Annotated in this window: 15 protein-coding genes and 1 riboswitch; of the genes, 11 read left to right on the top strand and 4 right to left on the bottom strand. The window is 45.5% G+C overall.

Annotated features, from left to right (window positions below; all coding sequences use genetic code 11):
• Positions 1–119 precede the first annotated feature (119 nt).
• Positions 120–1,943 (top strand): DUF3413 domain-containing protein, encoded by a 1,824-nt coding sequence (locus tag R7Q39_RS08790; RefSeq protein WP_318075999.1) that lies wholly within the window; start codon positions 120–122, stop codon positions 1,941–1,943.
• 75 nt (positions 1,944–2,018) lie between these two features.
• On the opposite strand, the gene R7Q39_RS08785 is transcribed toward R7Q39_RS08790, so the two are convergent.
• Entirely contained in the window at positions 2,019–2,993 is a 975-nt protein-coding gene (locus tag R7Q39_RS08785; protein WP_017636010.1) for a TDT family transporter, read from the bottom strand.
• A 109-nt stretch (positions 2,994–3,102) separates the two neighbouring features.
• Between R7Q39_RS08785 and R7Q39_RS08780 the strand changes: the two genes are divergently transcribed.
• From R7Q39_RS08780 to dapD, 5 genes are all read left to right on the top strand, one after another.
• Positions 3,103–4,029, top strand: coding sequence for a LysR substrate-binding domain-containing protein (locus R7Q39_RS08780; protein ID WP_017636009.1), 927 nt, complete (start codon positions 3,103–3,105; stop codon positions 4,027–4,029).
• 128 nt (positions 4,030–4,157) lie between these two features.
• Positions 4,158–4,457, top strand: a complete 300-nt coding sequence (locus tag R7Q39_RS08775; protein WP_005380208.1) for a YebG family protein — start codon at positions 4,158–4,160, stop codon at positions 4,455–4,457.
• Positions 4,458–4,613: 156 nt separating this feature from the next.
• Positions 4,614–4,689, top strand: a riboswitch (Fluoride riboswitch).
• 259 nt (positions 4,690–4,948) lie between these two features.
• Positions 4,949–5,641: an iron-sulfur cluster assembly scaffold protein gene (locus R7Q39_RS08770; RefSeq protein ID WP_318075998.1), complete on the top strand. Its 693-nt coding sequence runs from the start codon at positions 4,949–4,951 to the stop codon at positions 5,639–5,641.
• Positions 5,642–5,664: 23 nt separating this feature from the next.
• Positions 5,665–6,648, top strand: coding sequence for a GGGtGRT protein (locus R7Q39_RS08765; RefSeq protein WP_009707468.1), 984 nt, complete (start codon positions 5,665–5,667; stop codon positions 6,646–6,648).
• 324 nt (positions 6,649–6,972) lie between these two features.
• Positions 6,973–8,004 carry a 2,3,4,5-tetrahydropyridine-2,6-dicarboxylate N-succinyltransferase gene (gene dapD, locus R7Q39_RS08760; protein ID WP_005391708.1) on the top strand — a complete coding sequence of 344 codons (1,032 nt, stop codon included), beginning with the start codon at positions 6,973–6,975 and terminating at the stop codon, positions 8,002–8,004.
• 69 nt (positions 8,005–8,073) lie between these two features.
• Here the strand turns inward: dapD and glpQ are convergent, their stop codons facing one another.
• Entirely contained in the window at positions 8,074–9,129 is a 1,056-nt protein-coding gene (gene glpQ, locus R7Q39_RS08755; protein ID WP_005380201.1) for a glycerophosphodiester phosphodiesterase, read from the bottom strand.
• A gap of 56 nt (positions 9,130–9,185) precedes the next feature.
• Complete coding sequence (gene glpT, locus R7Q39_RS08750; RefSeq protein ID WP_005380199.1) at positions 9,186–10,550, bottom strand: glycerol-3-phosphate transporter; 1,365 nt, start codon at positions 10,548–10,550, stop codon at positions 9,186–9,188.
• A gap of 895 nt (positions 10,551–11,445) precedes the next feature.
• On the opposite strand from glpT, the gene R7Q39_RS08745 reads away from it, so the two are divergent.
• From R7Q39_RS08745 to R7Q39_RS08725, 5 genes are all read left to right on the top strand, one after another.
• A complete protein-coding gene (locus tag R7Q39_RS08745) occupies positions 11,446–12,300 on the top strand; it encodes an MIP/aquaporin family protein (protein ID WP_005380195.1) in 855 nt (284 codons plus the stop codon).
• Positions 12,301–12,359: 59 nt separating this feature from the next.
• Positions 12,360–13,877 (top strand): glycerol kinase GlpK, encoded by a 1,518-nt coding sequence (gene glpK / locus R7Q39_RS08740; protein ID WP_005380193.1) that lies wholly within the window; start codon positions 12,360–12,362, stop codon positions 13,875–13,877.
• A gap of 159 nt (positions 13,878–14,036) precedes the next feature.
• Positions 14,037–14,828 (top strand): DeoR/GlpR family transcriptional regulator, encoded by a 792-nt coding sequence (locus R7Q39_RS08735; protein ID WP_005380192.1) that lies wholly within the window; start codon positions 14,037–14,039, stop codon positions 14,826–14,828.
• Between the two features lie 176 nt (positions 14,829–15,004).
• Complete coding sequence (glpD, locus tag R7Q39_RS08730) at positions 15,005–16,564, top strand: glycerol-3-phosphate dehydrogenase (protein WP_005391703.1); 1,560 nt, start codon at positions 15,005–15,007, stop codon at positions 16,562–16,564.
• A 275-nt stretch (positions 16,565–16,839) separates the two neighbouring features.
• Positions 16,840–17,793 (top strand): CorA family divalent cation transporter, encoded by a 954-nt coding sequence (locus R7Q39_RS08725; RefSeq protein ID WP_005380188.1) that lies wholly within the window; start codon positions 16,840–16,842, stop codon positions 17,791–17,793.
• 73 nt (positions 17,794–17,866) lie between these two features.
• Here the strand turns inward: R7Q39_RS08725 and R7Q39_RS08720 are convergent, their stop codons facing one another.
• Positions 17,867–19,051, bottom strand: a complete 1,185-nt coding sequence (locus tag R7Q39_RS08720; RefSeq protein WP_005380186.1) for an NnrS family protein — start codon at positions 19,049–19,051, stop codon at positions 17,867–17,869.
• Between the last annotated feature and the right edge of the window lie 166 nt (positions 19,052–19,217).

Genomic DNA, 19,217 nt, shown 5'->3' with positions numbered 1-19,217 from the left:
TCACATGTCAATCAAGTCTGACACTTCCATACAAAATGTGACATTCGTCGCAACTATTCCATAATAAAAAACACTGTTTTATACTCCCTCTACCCATAATTTATAAACAAACAAAAAGTATGTTTCACAAACTGTCTTCCAACAGCGCTTGGCTGATTGCTTTTTTTGCTTGCTTTGCAGTGTACCTGTCGATCGCTTGTTATCCTTTTGTGTTGTCTAACAATCAGAATGAACCGCTAACCTTGTTGCAAGGTTACTATTTGGTTTCGACTCAATATGGCTGGCTGGGCTTGATCGCTCTTCCATTTATGTTGTTGAGTTTATTGCTCTCTTTTCTACCGACTCGAGCATTCAAAGGTATCGTGATCGCTATCGCGATCTGTCTATTGATCATGTTTAAAGTCGATATCCTCGTTTTTCAGCAATACAAACTTCACATCAACGCCCTATTAATCCGTATGTTTTTCGAAGGTGGCGGTGATGTCTTCGATATTTCTTGGATGAGTTGGCTTATCTTCGTCAGTGAAGTTGCCGTTCTGGTGATCGGGCTCGCCTGTACCGTTTGGGTAAGTAATAAACTGGCACAAAGCCGAGCTAAGTTCGTTTTGATCAGCGTTTGGTTTGCTGTATTGCTTAGCACGCAGATGATTCATGCGTACAAAAACGCACTTTACGACGATGAAGTCAGTCAGTTTTCGAATAACTGGCCACTTTACTACCCGCTGACGGCTCGTAAATTTATTTACAAACACGACCTAGTGGATGAGAACATTGCATCGAAGAACCGCGTAGAGTTAACCAACATTGAACGTAGCTCACTCAACTACCCGCTTGCGCCGATTCAAGTGCAAAGCAAAGAGAAACAGCCCAATGTTTTGTTTATCTTGGTTGACGCGTGGCGCTACAGTGATGCGACGCCGGAAGTCATGCCAAATGTCAGCAAGTTCGCCGAAAAAACGGTGAATTTCACACAACATATGAGCGGCGGCAACTCAACTCAAGCGGGTATTTTCAGCCTGTTTTACAGCTTGCCAGCAACCTACTGGGAAAGCTTTTACGCAAGTCAACGCTCTCCTGTGTTTATGGATACGCTGCAAGCAGAAGGCTACCGCATGGGCATTTTTGGCTCAGCACCGCTCACCAGCCCGCCACTCTCTCGCACGGTATTCAAAAAAGTGTCGGACTTGACCCTGAAACAAACTGGGGAAACAGCTGTCGAGCGCGATCAGCAGATAACAGACAAGTTCATCGAGTTCCAAAAGCAGGACAGCGACAAGCCGTACTTTGGTTTTCTGTTCTACGATGCCGCCCACGGCACGGTGTTTCCTGAACCTGAATTTGCGAAATTCAAACCATACTGGGAACGCGTTGACCACATTTTGCTCAACAACGATTTTGACGCTTCGCTTTACCACAATCGATACAAGAACTCGTTGTACTACATCGACAGCTTGATTGGTGATGTGCTGAAAAACGTCGACTTAGACAACACCATTGTGGTGATTTCATCAGATCATGGTGAAGAGTTTAATGACCATAAGATGAACTATTGGGGCCACACGGGTAATTACAGTGACGTTCAAGTGCATGTGCCTCTTTACGTGTACATGCCAAATCGTCAGCCAGAGCAAGTTGATTACCGCACGACCCATTTTGACGTCGTGCCAACCATGATGAATACGCTGTTTGACGTTCAAGGCACAACGAGTTCATACAGCGTTGGTCATAACTTGTTTGATAGCTCTGCCTCTCGCGATTGGTATATTGCAGGCAGCTACTACAACTATGCATTGGTCGGCAAAGAACTGATGCTTGTGGTCAACCCTGGCGGGCACTCTCAGCAACTGAATCGCCAGTTAAAAGTCGAGAAAGAACAGAAAGTTCCTGTCGATATTATTCGTCATTCTCTGGATGAGATGTCGCGATTTTACAAAAAAGGCTAGCGTCCAACATCGACGCCGATTGAAATAAAAAAGCCTCTTGGTTGTAAGACCAAGAGGCTTTTTCCTATCTGCTATTTAAGCGTGATGAGCGTGCATCAAGCGTGGCTGAATCAACAAGTTGTTGATGTATTGTAAGGCCACATAAGAGACAACAAATGTTGCCACAATCAACTCAAGGCCAGCTAAGCCTCGCACTTGTTGAACATAGTGCGCAGCCAATCCTTGCAACTCCATCCAATTCGCCATTTTAAACAGCGCCGTCGCACCGATCACCATCGGGAAGGTAAACGCTGCATAGCCAGGGCTGAATGGCAGTCTAAGCAATTTAAAGAACGCGAGATATATGATGGCTGTCATCAATACCGCGATACCAAATAGCATAGCGATGATCACTGGTGATGGTGTCGCAGTGACCGTTAAGTACCCTGCCAATGATAGACTTGCTGGCGCTGCCATGATTGCCATTGTTGGTTTCGCTGCATCCGGAATTTCATGGGTGAACATGAAACGGTAAATCATCATCGGCAACATGATCGCGTACGCCACCATACCAAACATCAATGCACCTTGTGCCACTGGTGCTAGCATCGGGTTGCCAGAGAAAGACACATCCGCAACGATGATACCCACAGGCGGTACAAACCAACTAGGAACCATGTGGTGCAATTCAAAATCTTTGGCGCGATGGTAAACAAAGCTCACCAAGAATACGATGTGCAAAACCACCGCAATCAGCCAAAGCGCATCGCCAGCTAATGGGTAAAAATGGCCGAGAGAGTTCGATACCACCATAGTGCCCATCGCAAATGTCGGAACCACGCTGCCCACAACCGGATGAGCAAGATCTTGTCTCAATAGATGATTATGTAGCAAAAACTTGGTTGCCAATATAGCCAACAATATGCTCGCGATACCCGCACTAATCCACTGTCCGTAGCCATGTAATTCGGCGAAGTTTTCCCAACTCCAGCCCAAGCTTGCAATACCAAGAGCCAAACCCGCCATTGGAGTTGGCGCTCCCATTACTTTTGCTTTTGTTCTTTGAATCATGATGACCTCAACCAGACTCACTCTTGATGAGACGTATAATACGCTTGCACTTCGTTCCGATATATCTAATTATTTAAAACAAACGTTCAGAATTACTTAACGGTGGGGTATGGCAAGTCACATTTCTCTTAAACAACTGAAAGTGTTTACGACGATCACGCAGCACAAAACGCTCACAGCGGCTTCTGATAGTCTCTTTTTATCGAAAGCCGCAGTGAGCATGGCACTCTCAGAATTAGAAAAGCAGATCGGCCATCACTTATTTGATCGTGTTAATAACCGACTGATTTTGAACCAAGAAGGTCAAAAACTACTGCCACTGGCGGATGAATTACTCAACCGAGCCAAGGACATCGAGAGCATTTTCGATGGTGACCAAGCGCTATCGGGCCAACTTCGCATTGGTGCCAGCGACACCATTGGCAACCAAGTCGCGCCCTATTTGCTTAGCGAATTTCGTCAGCAAACGAACCATCGTTCTCAAAGTCTGTTCATTTCTAACTCCGCACAAATCTGCGACATGCTGACCGATTACGAGTTAGACATAGCCCTCATTGAAGGCAAAACACTTCACCCTGAATTGCAGTCTACCCAGTTTAGCGAAGATGAAATGTGCGTGATTTGCGCGCCCAATTCCCCAGCCGCGCACGAAGGGCCAGTAAACTTAACCGAGCTAGAAAACAGTGAATGGATATTGCGAGAGGCAGGCTCTGGTTCACGCGAATTTTTTATGCGCGTTGTCGCGCCGCGCTTGGAACATTGGCATGAAGCTTTTCAGCTCAATACCACCGAAGCGTTGATCAACTCAGTATCGGCAGGGTTAGGCTTGGGCTGTTTGTCACGTTTGTCTGCAGAACCTGCTATTCGTGACGGCCGCGTAAAACTGCTCGACATGCCTTTAGATATGAAACGTCGCTTCTGGTTACTGGTTCATAAAGAGAAATATCAAAGCCCATTGCTCAAAACGTTTATCGAATTTTGCCAAGATTGGGAGCGACCAACAAACCTTCCTTTGGCGGACAAATCCGCAAAGTGAAACCAAGATAGTTTAAATGCTAGTCAGTTAGTTGTACGTGTCTCTCATTCTGAGGCTTGTCGCTAGACTTGATTGGTCAAAAACTGTATAAAAAGCCAGTATCAATACACCAAATTAGGGGACCAACCATGGCTGTAATCGTCAAGTACGTGGTAGAACGCAATGGAGAAGAGAAAATGACTTTTACCTCTAAAGCGGAAGCTGACGCATACGACAAAATGCTGGATATGGCAGACGAGTTATTCTCACTGCTGGGTAAAAGTGAACTTCTAGAAGACGAAGGTAAGCAAGAAGATCTTGCAATGTTCCTTGCGCAAAACAAAGAAGAAGTGCTTTACGCTCTTGGTGCAAAACGTAAACCTGCACCAAAAAAAGCAAAGAAGCTTGAAGCTGTTGAAGAAGATAGCGAGCAAGAAGACGCTGCATAAGCCTCTTATTTGTTTAGAAAAAACGTCGCATTATGCGGCGTTTTTTTATTCCTTCCGTTTATCTCCATATATCTCTGAGAATATAAAGAACCGATTTAATATCCCAAATTGCTCTAAATTTCATGTTGCGGATTAGTGTGACTTAGATCTAGTCTAAATGGGTCCGGTGATGGGGTGCCACCGGAATCGAAAGATTCGAACCGCTGTTAAAGCTAATAACTCCTACAGAAACGAAAACAGGTCAGCCCTGTTGGAAGTGCTTTCGCTTATGTTGTGAAAGCGAGAGTTCTGTAGTGAGCAATTCAACTCTTCTCCAACCCCGCTCCTGTTTTCTCAAAAATTAAAAAGATATCCAAAATAGTTGTTAACTCAACAAGGCGACAAACGCATGAACCTCCTGAACATAGTTTTCTATTTGATGGAGCGAATAAGAGCAGTCAACGCCGTTGAGACTGACAAATAGGCTGGATATCGTACACTGGGAAAACATTATGCAATATTCACACGAAATCCAATCAATGTGCCCGATTCAACGCGGCGAGCTTCATGCATCTGCACCGATCCCTGTTGAAGGCGCAATGATCAATCCAAAAGACGTTATCGCGATTTCTGGTCTTAGCCACGGAGTTGGCGCTTGTGCTCCTCAACAAGGCGCAGCAAAACTGACCCTTAACGTCAAAAACGGCATCATCGAAGAAGCTTTGATCGAAACGATCGGCTGTTCAGGCATGACTCAATCAGCAGCGATGGCCGCAGAAATCCTAACAGGCAAAACCATTCTTGAAGCACTGAATACCGACTTGGTATGTGATGCTATTAACGTCGCGATGCGCGAAATCTTCCTTCAATTTGTTTACGGTCGTACTCAATCTGCTTTCTCTGAAGGCGGCTTGGAAATTGGTGCGGCACTGGAAGACCTTGGTCAAACTCAACGCAGCCAAGTGGGTACTAGCTACTCAACTAAAGCAAAAGGCGTGCGTTACATGGAGTTAGCTGAAGGCTACGTAACAAAACTCGCGCTAGACGAAAACAAAGAAGTGATTGGTTACCAATATCTCAACCTCGGCAAGATGATGAAAGCCATCAACGAAGGCGTACCTGCAGCAGAAGCCGCAGACAACGCAACGGGGACTTACGGTCGTTTTGACGAAGCCGTATCTACCATCAACCCACGCCAACAATAATTGCCACCAAGAGGAAAGAGATTATGAACACTCCAATTACTGAATCTGTACGTCGCACATTAGACGAAATGCAACTTTCTTCTCTGGAAGAGGCTTACCAATACTGTATGGATCGTGGTATCGACCCTAAAGCGCTGGTTATGGACACTCAACCTATCGCGTTTGAAAGCGCTGCCGATGCCTACACGCTAGGCACTGCTTTGGCGATTTTCCGCGGTGCAAAAACAGCAGAAGAAGCTGCAAACATCATCGGTGAAGGCCTTCAAGCCTGCACAAAACCGGGCAGCGTAGCAGAGCAACGCCGAGTGGGTATCGGTCACGGTGCCTTGGCGGCTCGCCTACTGAATGAAGAAAGTGGCTGTTTCGCTTTCCTTGCGGGCCATGAGTCATTCGCAGCGGCAGAAGGCGCAATCAAAATCGCATTGAACGTAAACAAATCACGCAAAAATCCGTTGAAAGTGATCCTAAATGGCTTGGGTAAAGACGCCGCTTACCTAATCTCACGCATTAACGGTTTCACTTACGTACGCACTCAATACAACTACCAAACTGGAGAGTTAGTGGAAGTAGAACGTCGCCGTTTCTCCCAAGGTCCACGAGGTGAGATCCTTTGCTACGGTGCAGACGATGTACGTGAAGGCGTGGCTATCATGCATAAAGAGCAAGTAGACGTGAGCATCACCGGTAACTCAACCAACCCGACTCGCTTCCAACACCCTGTAGCAGGTATCTACAAAGCAGAACGTAACCGTGAAGGCATGCCTTACTTCTCTGTGGCATCAGGTGGTGGTACTGGTCGTACTCTACACCCAGATAACGTGGCGGCGGGTCCTGCCTCTTACGGCATGACCGACACTATGGGTCGCATGCACGCCGATGCACAATTCGCGGGCAGCTCTTCAGTACCTGCACACGTAGCGATGATGGGCTTCATCGGTATGGGCAACAATCCAATGGTAGGTGCAACGGTTGCACTTGCAGTAGAGGTCGGTGAGCTAAGTCTCTAAATCGATTTATCGCTTTACAATCTAAAGCCAGTAAATCCAACAAACCCAGTGTAGGGGGAGTGACTTCGGTCCTCCCCTTATTTTTTGCTAAGCCCCCTTCTTCAACTTCACTTTGTCTTTACCCCAAATCGGTCTGATAAGGCTTTTGCGACACATTTCTCATCAGACAAACATATCTCTAAAAAGACAAAAGGTATCCATCTACGGACTTTCTCCAATTCCCCTCTTTAAACTCCCCAATACTCTCTTTATGATGACTGACAACTTAATTATTTCTTGTCAGTGAACAGACGAGACACAAGACTCAACACATGGAGATCAACTATGGCTTTCTTCTCTCTAGCCTTTGGTACGGCAACTAAAAACCGCGACGGCAAAATCATCGAAGCGTTTTTCCCAAACCCAGTTCTTAACCCAAGCGAAGCGCTTGTTAACGCACTAGCAGCAGTAGCAGGTTACGAGCAAGGCAACCAAGCTATCGAGATCTCTGCAGCACAAAGCGCAGAACTGGCAGCAGCATTTGAAGCAAACGGCGATGCGGCAAACGCATCTTTCGCAGCAAAAGCAGCAGAATCAGCACAACCACTTGTACTGGTTATCCTTGCAACTGACGAGCAGCCACAAAGCGTTGCTGAAGGTTTCCTAAAACTTCAACTTATCTCTAACCGCCTAGTTCAACCGCACGGCACGGTACTAGACGGCATCTTCGGTCTACTACACAACATCGCATGGACTAACGAAGGTCCAATCGACCTACCTGAACTAGCAGAGCGTCAAATCGAAGCTCGCCTAGCGGGTCGTGCACTAAGCGTAGATTGTGTAGACAAGTTCCCTAAAATGGTGGACTACGTGGTACCAACTGGCGTTCGTATCGCTGACACTTCTCGCGTACGTCTTGGCGCACACGTTGGCGAAGGCACAACGGTAATGCACGAAGGCTTCATCAACTTCAACGCGGGTACAACTGGCGTGAGCATGGTTGAAGGCCGTATCTCTGCTGGTGTAGTGGTTGGTAACGGCTCTGACATCGGCGGCGGCGCATCTATCATGGGTACGCTATCTGGCGGCGGCAAAGTGGTGGTTTCTATCGGTGAAAACTCGCTACTAGGCGCGAACGCAGGTCTTGGCTTCCCAATGGGTGACCGTTGTACCATCGAATCAGGTCTATACGTAACTGCTGGTTCTAAAGTGCGCATGCTAGATTCTGCTGGCCAAGAAGTAGAAGTAGTGAAAGCACGCGATCTTGCTGGTGTGTCTGACCTACTGTTCCGTCGTAACTCTGTAACAGGTCAAATCGAATGTCTTGCTAACAAGAGCGCGGTTGAACTGAACAGCGAACTGCATAAAAACAACTAATAAATAGTTAAGAAAAATCCCCCAGCAGGAAACTGTTGGGGGATTTTTAGCTTACAGCAAAATGCGTGATTACTGATTTAAAAAGCTGACCGCTTTATCTGGGAAATCAGTAAACAAACCATCCACTTTTACTTGGTTGTAGTACACATCCATCATGCCTTCAAAGCTGTCAGTGTACGCGGGAATGCGTCCTGGATCGGCGCGGAACGTGTATGGATGCACTTGCAAGCCAGCGTCTTTTGCAGCCTTCATCAACGGCTTGATGATGATATTGTCTTTGGTTGATTTATCATCCACCAACATCGGCTTCCAAGGTCCAATTCCTTCCGCGTAACTCGCTACTTTCTTCATGCCGTCGGCTTCGAACATCCAGTCATAACTGTATGGTGTTGCCTTGTCACCTTTGTACACCATAGTTTCGTTCCAGTCCGTGTAAGCCATAAGCTGAACGAGCTTTAAGTCCATGTCCATTGCAGGCATGAGTTCACTGTTGATGCGTTGAAGTTCATTCGCATCAAAACACTGAAGGTAGACTTTGTCGTCTTGAGAGCCGTAACCGTACTGCTTCAAGACTTTAAGTACTGCTTTAGAAATGTCCTTACCTTCATGACGATGGAACCAAGGCGCTTTAATTTCTGGGTAAATACCGATGTCATAACCCAGCGTTTTGTTTAAGCCTTGGATCAGCTCAATCTCTTCAGCAAATGTCGGCACGGTGAAATCAGATTTCCACATAGGGAATCGGGTTGGATAGCCCGCTACTTTGTTGCCTTTCTCATCGATGTTGAACCCTTCGGTAACTCGCAAGGATTTGATTTCCGCCAGAGTGAAATCAATCGCGTAATAACGACCATCTTTACGTGCACGATCAGGAAAACGCTCCGCAACATCCGTTACGCGATCGAGATAATGGTCATGCAACACGACCAACTGGTCGTCTTTCGTCATTACCACATCTTGCTCTATGTAGTCAGGTTTCATTGCGTAAGCAAGTGCTTTGGCTTCTAGCGTGTGCTCAGGCAAGTAGCCCGATGCGCCACGGTGCGCAATGACAAGCGGCTTCGCAATCGCACCAGCAGAAAGGCTAAGTGCTAAAAAAGTAAGACATACTGACTTTGTTTTCATTGTTATTTCCTTGATAAAGCGAAGAGGCAGTATTCCACTGCCTCTTTAAATAAATATTACGCTAGCGCTTCCTTCTCGCGCTCTTTTTGCTCGTGGTGCGCACGTTCACCTAAGAAGGCGTACATCAAACACACGATAGAAGTAATACAAGAACCCACTAAGATGATAAAGCCACCATCCCAGCCAAAGTGGTCTACGGTGTAGCCCAAAATCGCGTTTGCGGCAACTGCCCCACCCAGGTATCCAAACAGACCAGTAAGACCAGCGGCAGTACCTGCGGCTTTCTTCGGAGCGAGTTCAAGTGCGTACAAACCGATCAGCATAACCGGACCATAGATTAGGAAGCCAATTGCAATAAGCGCCATCATATCTACTGTTGGGTTGCCTGCAGGGTTAAACCAATAAACCATCACTGCAACTGTCACTAACACCATAAATAAGATACCAGCAGGTGCACGACGACCTTTGAACAATTTGTCAGAGATCCAACCACACAATAGTGTTCCTGGAATGCCAGCCCATTCGTATAAGAAATAAGCCCATGACGATTTATCTACCGAGAAATCCTTCGCTTCTTTTAGGTAAACAGGTGCCCAGTCCAGTACGCCGTAACGAATTAGGTAAACAAATGCGTTTGCAATTGCAATCGACCAAAGAAGTTTGTTGTTGAAGACGTATTTGAAGAAGATTTCCTTCGCTGTCATTTCTTGTTCATGGGACTTGTCATAGTCATCTGGGTAATCGTCTTTGTATTCTTCAATAGGAGGCAGACCACAAGACTGAGGGGTATCGCGAACCGTCATCCAAACAAACACAGCAACCAACGTGGCGAAAAATGCAGGAACATAAAATGCAGTGCGCCAATCATCGTTAAATGCCCACAGGCCAAGAATAAATAGTGGACCAATCAAGCCACCACCCACGTTGTGCGCCACGTTCCAAACCGAAACGATCTCACCACGCTCTTTACGTGACCACCAGTGCACCATGGTTCGGCCACAAGCAGGCCACCCCATCCCTTGGAACCAACCGTTTAAGAAAAGCAAAATGAACATCGCAGTGACGCTACCAGTCGCCCATGGCATAAAGCCAAAGCAAAACATCACTAATGCAGACATCAATAGGCCGCCACTAAGGAAATAGCGAGGGTTGGAGCGGTCTGAAACGCTGCCCATTAGAAACTTAGAGAGACCATATGCAATGGAAACAGCTGCCAAGGCGACACCTAAGTCTCCGCGGCTAAAGCCTTGCTCGATAAGATAAGGCATCGCCAAACTGAAGTTTTTACGAACTAGATAGTAACCGGCGTAGCCAACAAAGATACCGATAAAGAGTTGCCAACGGAGGCGAGAGTAGGTGCTATCGATGCTGCCAGGGGACAGACGATCAATGTGCGCCTTAGGTTTGAATATTCCAAACATAGGAACCTCATTATTTTGTATGCGATGGTAAAAACACAAAAGGAGCGAACGAAACAAAATAAATCTTCGTTCGAGAGTTCATGAATTGTATGAAGTTAGGATTTTATTTCTGTGACAAATGTTGCACATGGATTAAATATAAGTAAATACAGTAAATTATATGAGCATTAATTAGATCATCGTTCAACTTTACTCAAGATTCGTTAATATGAAACTGATATTCAAACCTCTCACTTGAGCATTCCAATTCGAAACCTTTGAAACAAAGGCTCGAATTAGAACATAAACTAACCGTAAAAAGGGCGATTTACGCCTGCCCTACTCGCTCCGAACCAACTAATAACTAAAAAGCTGAAAAACGATCACGTTTAGCATCAAACGAAATAAAAAAACAATTTTTATTTGAATACAAGCCGAAGCAATGATTCACAAACACAAGACATTAACAGCGTTTATTCTCTTCTCAACTCATCCTATTGGTACCAATGGGATGACGATTTTTTCTAAAAGTCCAAACATGACAGCGTATTTTTTATATCACTGCTATCCCTTGATACATTTGACATTCCGCTACTCCTTTAGGGTTAATTGCTACACAAGTTCTGTGCAATAAGTCTCCAAGCACGTAGCAGCTTCACAAAACTCCTCTTACCAGTTGTGCATTCTTTTTCACATCGGTAATTTGAGCGCTCTCAACACTGGCCTCGTGACAAATAAATTATTTTCGTTGCGTTCTTTTCCGGTTAAAAGATGCGCTATTTAACAAAAACGAAGACTTTGATTAACAAATTTATGCTCAAACGCTCATTTTTAACGCTCGTTTGTTTTCGAAAACGTTTATATATGTACAATAGTATCGTGCTAGACAGGCAAAAATGATCAAAGGACTTTTAACATGACAACGAACAAGCACCCCTCTCTGCTTGGAGAATGTTTGGCCGAGTTTATCGGTACAGGACTACTTATTTTCTTCGGCGTAGGCTGTGTTGCAGCCTTAGTTCTAACAGGCGCATCATTTGGACAATGGGAAATCAGTATTGTATGGGGCTTCGGTGTCGCCATCGCTATTTACTGTACGGCTGGCGTCTCTGGTGCACACATCAACCCTGCCGTTACCATCGCACTTGCTATGTTCCATGGTTTTGATAAGGCGAAAGTGGTGCCATACATTATCGCTCAAATGCTTGGGGCATTCTGTTCTGCTGCATTGGTATACAGCTTATACAGCAACCTTTTCACCGACTACGAAATCGCTCATAACTTCGTTCGCAGCAGCCAAGATGCACTAGCAACTGCTGGTATCTTCTCAACCTATCCGCATGCCTCCCTCTCTTTCTTTGGTGCTTTTGCTGTGGAATTCGTTATCACTGCTGTGCTGATGTTTGCGATTCTGGCTCTGGGCGATGAAAATAACGGCGCGGCACGTGGCGCAATGAACCCTCTATTGATCGGTATTTTGATTGCCGTCATCGGTGGTTCACTTGGCCCACTAACAGGCTTTGCGATGAACCCTGCTCGTGACTTTGGACCAAAGCTGTTCGCTTACTTCGCTGGTTGGGATTACGCTCTGACAGGTGCTAAAGACATTCCTTACTTTATCGTGCCTTTACTTGCTCCGATTGCAGGTGCGTGTTTTGGTGGTTGGTTGTATCCAAAAGCGATTGCCGCTTACCTTCCACAACAAGGTCACGGTTGCACGATTCCAAACCAATGTGAGACGGAAGAAGAAACAGAAGAAGCTAGAGCTTAAAACTGACGTAACTCGAACATTTACTAAAATATAAATAACGAAACAAAAGGATTCTTACCATGACTGAGCAAAAATACATTGTTGCCCTAGACCAAGGTACAACAAGCTCTCGCGCAGTGATTCTTGATCATGATGCGAACATCGTAAGCGTCGCGCAACGCGAATTTACTCAGATTTATCCAGAAGCTGGTTGGGTTGAACATGATCCAATGGAGATCTGGGCAACACAAAGCTCTACTTTAGTAGAAGCTCTAGCTAAGTCTGGCATCCGTAGCGACCAATTAGCGGCTATCGGTATTACTAACCAGCGTGAAACGACCATCGTCTGGAATAAAGAAACAGGTAAACCCGTTTACAATGCGATCGTATGGCAATGTCGCCGTACTGCTGATATCTGTGAAGATTTAAAAGCACGCGGTCTCGAAAACTATGTACGTGACAACACTGGTTTGGTGCTTGACCCTTACTTCTCCGGTACCAAAGTTAAATGGATTCTGGACAATGTTGAAGGCGCACGAGAAGACGCAGAAGCAGGTAAGCTGTTGTTTGGTACTGTCGATACTTGGTTAGTTTGGAAGATGACTCAAGGTCGCGTTCACGTAACCGACTACACTAACGCATCGCGTACCATGCTGTTTAACATCAACGATCTATGTTGGGATCAAAAAATGTTAGATGAGCTTGGCATTCCAGCATCTATGATGCCAGAAGTGAAGCGCTCATCGGAAATTTACGGTAAAACCAACATCGGTGGTAAAGGCGGTACTCGTATTCCTATTTCTGGAATCGCAGGTGACCAACAAGCGGCGCTTTACGGCCAAATGTGTGTTGAAGCGGGTCAAGCGAAAAACACTTACGGTACGGGTTGTTTCTTGCTAATGAATACTGGCCAAGAAAAAGTCACTTCGACACATGGCCTTCTAACTACTTTGGCTTGTGGTCCTGCAGGCGAACCAGCTTATGCACTTGAAGGTGCCGTATTCATGGGTGGGGCTTCTATCCAATGGCTACGCGATGAATTGAAAATCCTAAACGGTGCAGAAGACTCTGAATACTTCGCGACAAAAGTGGATACATCAAACGGCGTTTATGTCGTGCCTGCATTTACTGGTTTAGGTGCACCATACTGGGATGCCTACGCACGTGGCACGATTGTCGGCCTTACTCGCGGTGTGAATTCAAACCATATCATCCGTGCAACATTAGAAGGCATCGCTTATCAAACTCGTGACGTACTGGATGCGATGCAAGCTGACTCAGGTATTAAGCTTGCGAACCTTCGCGTCGATGGTGGTGCAGTAGCGAACAACTTCCTAATGCAATTCCAATCCGATGTATTGAACACAGAAGTACACCGCCCTCAAGTAACTGAGGTTACCGCTCTTGGTGCAGCCTACCTTGCCGGCCTTGCAGTTGGTTACTGGGATAGCATTGATGAGTTGCAGAATAAAGCGGTACTTGATCGCACCTTTGAGCCACACGATGATGAAGAAAAACGCAATCGTCGTTACAAGGGTTGGAAACGTGCAGTGAAATGTGCACAAACCTGGTCTGAACTTCACGACGAAGAAGATTAATCTCATCTCCATAAGAAAAAAAGAGCGCCATTTGTGCGCTCTTTTTGCGCTTTATCCCCGATTCCTGAACTCGCTTACTTCTCACAACGAGCAAATTCGAGCACAATAGAGCTTCGAATTTGAAGCATTGGCCGTTACCAATGCACAAGGGAGTGGTAAGTGAAGCAAATACCTCGACACCAGCAGATTGTTGAGCTGGTGAAAAAACAAGGCTATGTCAGCACGGATGAGTTAGTAGAAAGATTCAATGTCAGCCCACAAACCATCCGACGCGATCTCAATGAACTCGCCGATGACAACAAAATTCGTCGTTATCACGGTGGAGCCACTATTCCTCTCAGTTCTGAAAACACATCTTACAACACGCGTAAAGCGCTCAACTTCAATGAAAAAGATGTCATTGCAGACGAGGTAGTCAAACACATTCCAGATGGTGCCACACTATTCATCGATATCGGCACCACACCAGAAGCAGTTGCGCGAGCGCTCAATAAAAACCATAAACAGTTGCGTGTTGTCACCAACAACATCAATGTTGCGACCATTCTTTTCCCTAACCCTGAAATCAAAGTCATCTTAGCGGGTGGAGAAGTCCGCAGCAGAGACGGCGGTATTGTTGGCGAGGCTACCCTCGATTTCGTTAAACAGTTCCGTCTCGACTTTGGTATTCTCGGCATTAGCGGTATCGACTTCGATGGCTCGCTATTAGACTTTGATTACCACGAAGTCCGGGTCAAACAAGCGATCATTGACAATAGCCGTAGTGTATTTCTTGCCGTAGACCACACCAAGTTCGGGCGCAATGCTATGGTGAAACTAGGCAATATTGCACAGCTCAACATGATCTTTACCAATAAGCAGCCACCAGAAGAAATCTTGTCAATTTTGAAGGAAGCTTCTATCCCACTTGAAGTGGTTGAAGCTAACGAATCAAACTCCGAAAACGAGTAACGTCAATCGTATAACTCCCCCTCAAATGACCTCTGTCTTAATTAGACAGAGGTTTTTTTGTGTCTAAATCACACAAAACGCTCACAAACGAAAATAATAGATGATCACAAACGAAACCTGAGCTAGGATTACATTATGTTCTAAAATGCTCGTTCGCTCACCAAGAGGTCAAATTTATGAGTATACAAAATAATGCTTCCACTACTAGCTCATCCACTACCTTAGACTTGATCGTAATCGGTGGCGGCATTAACGGAGCTGGTATTGCAGCAGACGCAGCTGGCCGAGGTTTGAGTGTTGGCTTATATGAAGCACATGACTTCGCATCTGCGACTTCTTCAGCAAGTTCTAAACTGATACACGGCGGTTTACGCTACCTTGAACACTACGAGTTTCGTTTAGTTTCGGAAGCGCTCGCAGAGCGTGAGGTTATTCTTCGTAAAGCACCACACGTCGCATTACCAATGCGTTTCCGTTTACCGCATCGCCCATTCCTACGCCCAGCTTGGATGATTCGTTGTGGCCTTTTCCTTTACGATAACTTGGGTAAACGTACGACGCTGCAAGGCAGTAAAACCGTCAACCTTGCGAAATCTGGCTTGCTAAAACCAGAGATGAAAACGGGTTTCGAATACTCTGACTGTTGGGTTGATGATGCACGTTTAGTATTACTGAACGTTCTTGCGGCTCGCGAAAACCATGCTGAAGTGCGTAACTACTGCCGCGTGGAAAAAGCACACCGTGAAGGTGGTATCTGGCATGTTACTATTCACGATGTGATGACAGACCAACGTTTCGAACGTAAAGCGAAAGCGTTAGTCAATGCTGCGGGGCCTTGGGTAAAACAGTTCTTTGATGATGGATTAGAGCAAGCCTCTCCTCGTAACATTCGCTTAATCAAAGGCTCGCACATCGTTGTTCCTCGTATCCACAACGAACCGCAAGCCTACATTCTTCAAAACAAAGACAATCGCATCGTATTTATGATTCCTTACTTAGATAAGTTCTCAATCATTGGTACAACAGATGTGGAATACAAAGGTGACCCACGTGAAGTGTCGATCTCAGATGACGAAGTCGATTACCTCATTGATATCGTAAACCAACACTTTGTCCACCAGTTGACTCGCGAAGATGTAGTTTGGACATACAGCGGTGTTCGTCCTTTATGTGACGATGAATCTGACTCTCCGCAAGCAATCACACGAGACTACACGCTAGAGCTCGATGCGGAATACGACCATGCACCTCTGCTTTCTGTTTTTGGTGGTAAGTTAACGACCTACCGTAAGTTAGGTGAAGCAGCAATGAAGAAACTTGCTCCGTTCCTACCTGAAATGGGTAAAGACTGGACGGCCAACCAAACCCTTCCTGGTGGTAACTTCAGCTGTAGTCGTGAACAATTAGCGAAACAAATTCATGCTAAATACACTTGGGCGCCAGAAGCATTGATTCTTCGTTATGTCACTCAGTTTGGTACCCAAACGTGGAACTTAATGGAAGGTACAACAAGTGAAGCTGACTTAGGACAAACGTTCTCGACACAAGCCGGTGGTGTTTACCAACGTGAGATCGATTACTTAATGAACCATGAAATGGCAATGACCGATGAAGACATTTTATGGCGCCGTACTAAGCTTGGTCTTTACATGAACGAGGAAGAAAAACAGGCCTTAACGGACTATTTAAAGAAAAAGCTACAACAGAAAGTGGTTAATCTTTCTCAAGTTGGCTAACAGCTCCCCTCCCTCCCCCACAATAAAGCCTGCTTAGTTGCAGGCTTTTTGTTTTGTTGTTTAAGCACAACACCTTGGTGCGCTCCACTCGATTGCAAATAAGAACAACTATTCATAGACATTTGGCGTTAAATACAATCATACTCATTTGAAAAATAATGCATCAATGACTTCAGAGTACCGTACTCAGAGTATTGCCTCTGTATGGCAATGCAATTCTCGCGAAAGAAGTATCTTGAGGTTATTTTGGTATCGGCTCAAACAAGGAAAAGAAAATGGGTTTTATGATTGAACATTGGGACTTCTCAACCCCAGAAGCAACTCAACAATCCACCACGGCAGAGCAAATTCAAGCTAAGCATTGGTACCATTGCGAACGGCTGCATCCTGATATTCGTGGTTGGCTGGAGCAGAACCAAGTACCTCGAGCTACGGTTGATCATCTATTAGCCGACGAAAGCCGACCATCTTTCCATCCTTTGGATGACGAGAACTTCATGTTGATTTTACGAGGCGTCAATATGAACGGCAATGCATCACCAGAAGATATGCTTAGTATTCGAATTCTCTACTTTCAAGGCGCACTCATTTCAACTCGTAAAATTCCATCACGCGCGATCATGGAGATTCGCCAAGCATTAGCGGAACACAAAGGCCCAAAAAGTCTTGCCAGTTTACTTCATCAGATCATTGAAGGATTAAACAGTAAAATAGACATTTACCTTGATACGATTGAAGAAACACTAAACCAGTTCGACGTGAATGATGAGTCGACGTACAAACATATGGCGACTCAAAAAGCACTGATTTCTATCAAGCGTTTTATTCGCCCTCAGCAGTACGCTATCCGTGATCTTGTGGAGTCAGAATCAGAATTGATTGCTTTGAGACCTCATCAATATCGCTTCGCACACAATAATATTACGCGCATAAATGAAACACTTGAGTTTTATCTTGGAGAAGTGGCGCTTTTCCAAGAAGAGATCAAACATCATCGTGATGAGAAAACCAATAAAAACAGTTACCTGTTTACTTTGGTAGCAACGATTTTTCTACCAACCAGCTTCTTAACAGGTTTACTCGGTATCAATGTTGGTGGAATGCCAGGCGTGGATTCCACCATGGCATTCACCTGGTTCTGCATCGCCTTAATTGTCATTTTTGGTCTAGAGTGGTGGCTATTTAAACGCTTGGGGCTCACGAATAAAGCGGACGACGAAGACGAATAAACACTAAACCTATAAAGAACAAAAACCAAAAGAGGAGCACGCGGCTCCTCTTTTCTCTACTCACATTAGAATCTTATCCGGGGTGACCATCCACACGAGGGGTCACAAGCATCACACCAAAGCGCCACACAAATAGCCCAAACGCAACAATCCATAATCCACCGCTGATATCAATCCACAGTATCATGTTCGCTGGATCAAAGATCACGGCGAAACTGCGAACCAAAGCTGCCGCGGTAATCGCTGCAAACGCAAGGCTCATGTTTGGCCCTTTGTAGATCATGCGACCAGTATGTCCCATCGTCACCCGTGTAATCATCGCTAAAATCAAACCGCCTAACGCACCTATCGCAAACAGGTGAATGAGGTTATGGCTGGCAAATGCATCTCCCCAGACGCCTCGCAAAATTAAGCTTAGTGGTAAACACAAATACGCAGCATGCAGCGACCATACTAAAGGCTCGTTCAGGGTTAACCAAGGTTTCCAGCGAACAAAACGCACCAACTGAGCAACACCTGCAAATAGCATCAAAGGACTACCTAGTTCTGCAAACGTCACAGGGAAAAAGCTCAGCACAAATAGCATTACCAATGGCAAGTTCGCGAACCACTCTAACCAAGCCAATGGTTGCGCTTTTTCGAAATTAAATCGACGCGCAGTAAAAAATGGAATTACACGTCCGCCCATCACTGACAACAGCAAGGTAAACCACCACAGCATTGCTTGCCACACCGCTGAAGAGCTAAAGGGCGGCATACCTTTTATCGTTGCGTAGCTTGCAAAGTTCGCAAAGATGGCTAAAAGAAACAGTGGAACGAAAAACAAATTACGCCAACCTTTGGCTCGATACACACGAATGCCCACCTCATAGGCGACAAACAGTAAAAATACCGCTTCGATACTGCTGGTTAACCATAACGGTGCTTGTGTCCAAAGCAATATGCGGGGCACTAACCACAAGCCAAATAAAGCCAGAAGCATGTAATGCTTGGTACCATTAATGCCAGTCCAGTTTTGTACCGCGGTCAGTACAAAGCCAACTACAATGGCCATCGAAAAACCGAACAACATTTCATGTACGTGCCACCATAATGCAGGCACGGCTAATGCGTTTGGCTGTCCGCCTTGGAACATCCACACCCACAACGCGATCGCAACAATGGCGTAAATCGACCCAAACAGAAAAAACGGCCGAAAGCCTAATCGCAGCCATGCGGGGATTTTTTCTTCCACTTTTTTATCGGTGATATTCAGCATTATCTTGCCCTCAAGCGTCTCTTGATGCTGGTTGACTCAACTACAATATTGATGCTACCACAAACATGCATAAAAAATACATGTTTATAATTAAGATTATACTTAAGAGGTAAAGTTGTGCTTCAGAGGCGGGTTAGGTATAAACGGTGAGAGACACAACCATCAG

Origin of the sequence: Vibrio sp. 947 (genome assembly GCF_033339115.1) — a bacterium.
Classification (GTDB): domain Bacteria; phylum Pseudomonadota; class Gammaproteobacteria; order Enterobacterales; family Vibrionaceae; genus Vibrio; species Vibrio alginolyticus.
This window is presented reverse-complemented; position numbering and strand designations above follow the sequence as displayed.

Excerpts from the sequence above, each read along its gene's own strand:
- R7Q39_RS08790 (WP_318075999.1), top strand. The coding sequence starts at position 120 with ATGTTTCACAAACTGTCTTCCAACAGCGCTTGGCTGATTGCTTTTTTT.
- R7Q39_RS08785 (WP_017636010.1), bottom strand. The coding sequence starts at position 2,993 with ATGATTCAAAGAACAAAAGCAAAAGTAATGGGAGCGCCAACTCCAATG.
- R7Q39_RS08780 (WP_017636009.1), top strand. The coding sequence starts at position 3,103 with ATGGCAAGTCACATTTCTCTTAAACAACTGAAAGTGTTTACGACGATC.
- R7Q39_RS08775 (WP_005380208.1), top strand. The coding sequence starts at position 4,158 with ATGGCTGTAATCGTCAAGTACGTGGTAGAACGCAATGGAGAAGAGAAA.
- R7Q39_RS08770 (WP_318075998.1), top strand. The coding sequence starts at position 4,949 with ATGCAATATTCACACGAAATCCAATCAATGTGCCCGATTCAACGCGGC.
- R7Q39_RS08765 (WP_009707468.1), top strand. The coding sequence starts at position 5,665 with ATGAACACTCCAATTACTGAATCTGTACGTCGCACATTAGACGAAATG.
- dapD (WP_005391708.1), top strand. The coding sequence starts at position 6,973 with ATGGCTTTCTTCTCTCTAGCCTTTGGTACGGCAACTAAAAACCGCGAC.
- glpQ (WP_005380201.1), bottom strand. The coding sequence starts at position 9,129 with ATGAAAACAAAGTCAGTATGTCTTACTTTTTTAGCACTTAGCCTTTCT.
- glpT (WP_005380199.1), bottom strand. The coding sequence starts at position 10,550 with ATGTTTGGAATATTCAAACCTAAGGCGCACATTGATCGTCTGTCCCCT.
- R7Q39_RS08745 (WP_005380195.1), top strand. The coding sequence starts at position 11,446 with ATGACAACGAACAAGCACCCCTCTCTGCTTGGAGAATGTTTGGCCGAG.
- glpK (WP_005380193.1), top strand. The coding sequence starts at position 12,360 with ATGACTGAGCAAAAATACATTGTTGCCCTAGACCAAGGTACAACAAGC.
- glpD (WP_005391703.1), top strand. The coding sequence starts at position 15,005 with ATGAGTATACAAAATAATGCTTCCACTACTAGCTCATCCACTACCTTA.
- R7Q39_RS08725 (WP_005380188.1), top strand. The coding sequence starts at position 16,840 with ATGGGTTTTATGATTGAACATTGGGACTTCTCAACCCCAGAAGCAACT.
- R7Q39_RS08720 (WP_005380186.1), bottom strand. The coding sequence starts at position 19,051 with ATGCTGAATATCACCGATAAAAAAGTGGAAGAAAAAATCCCCGCATGG.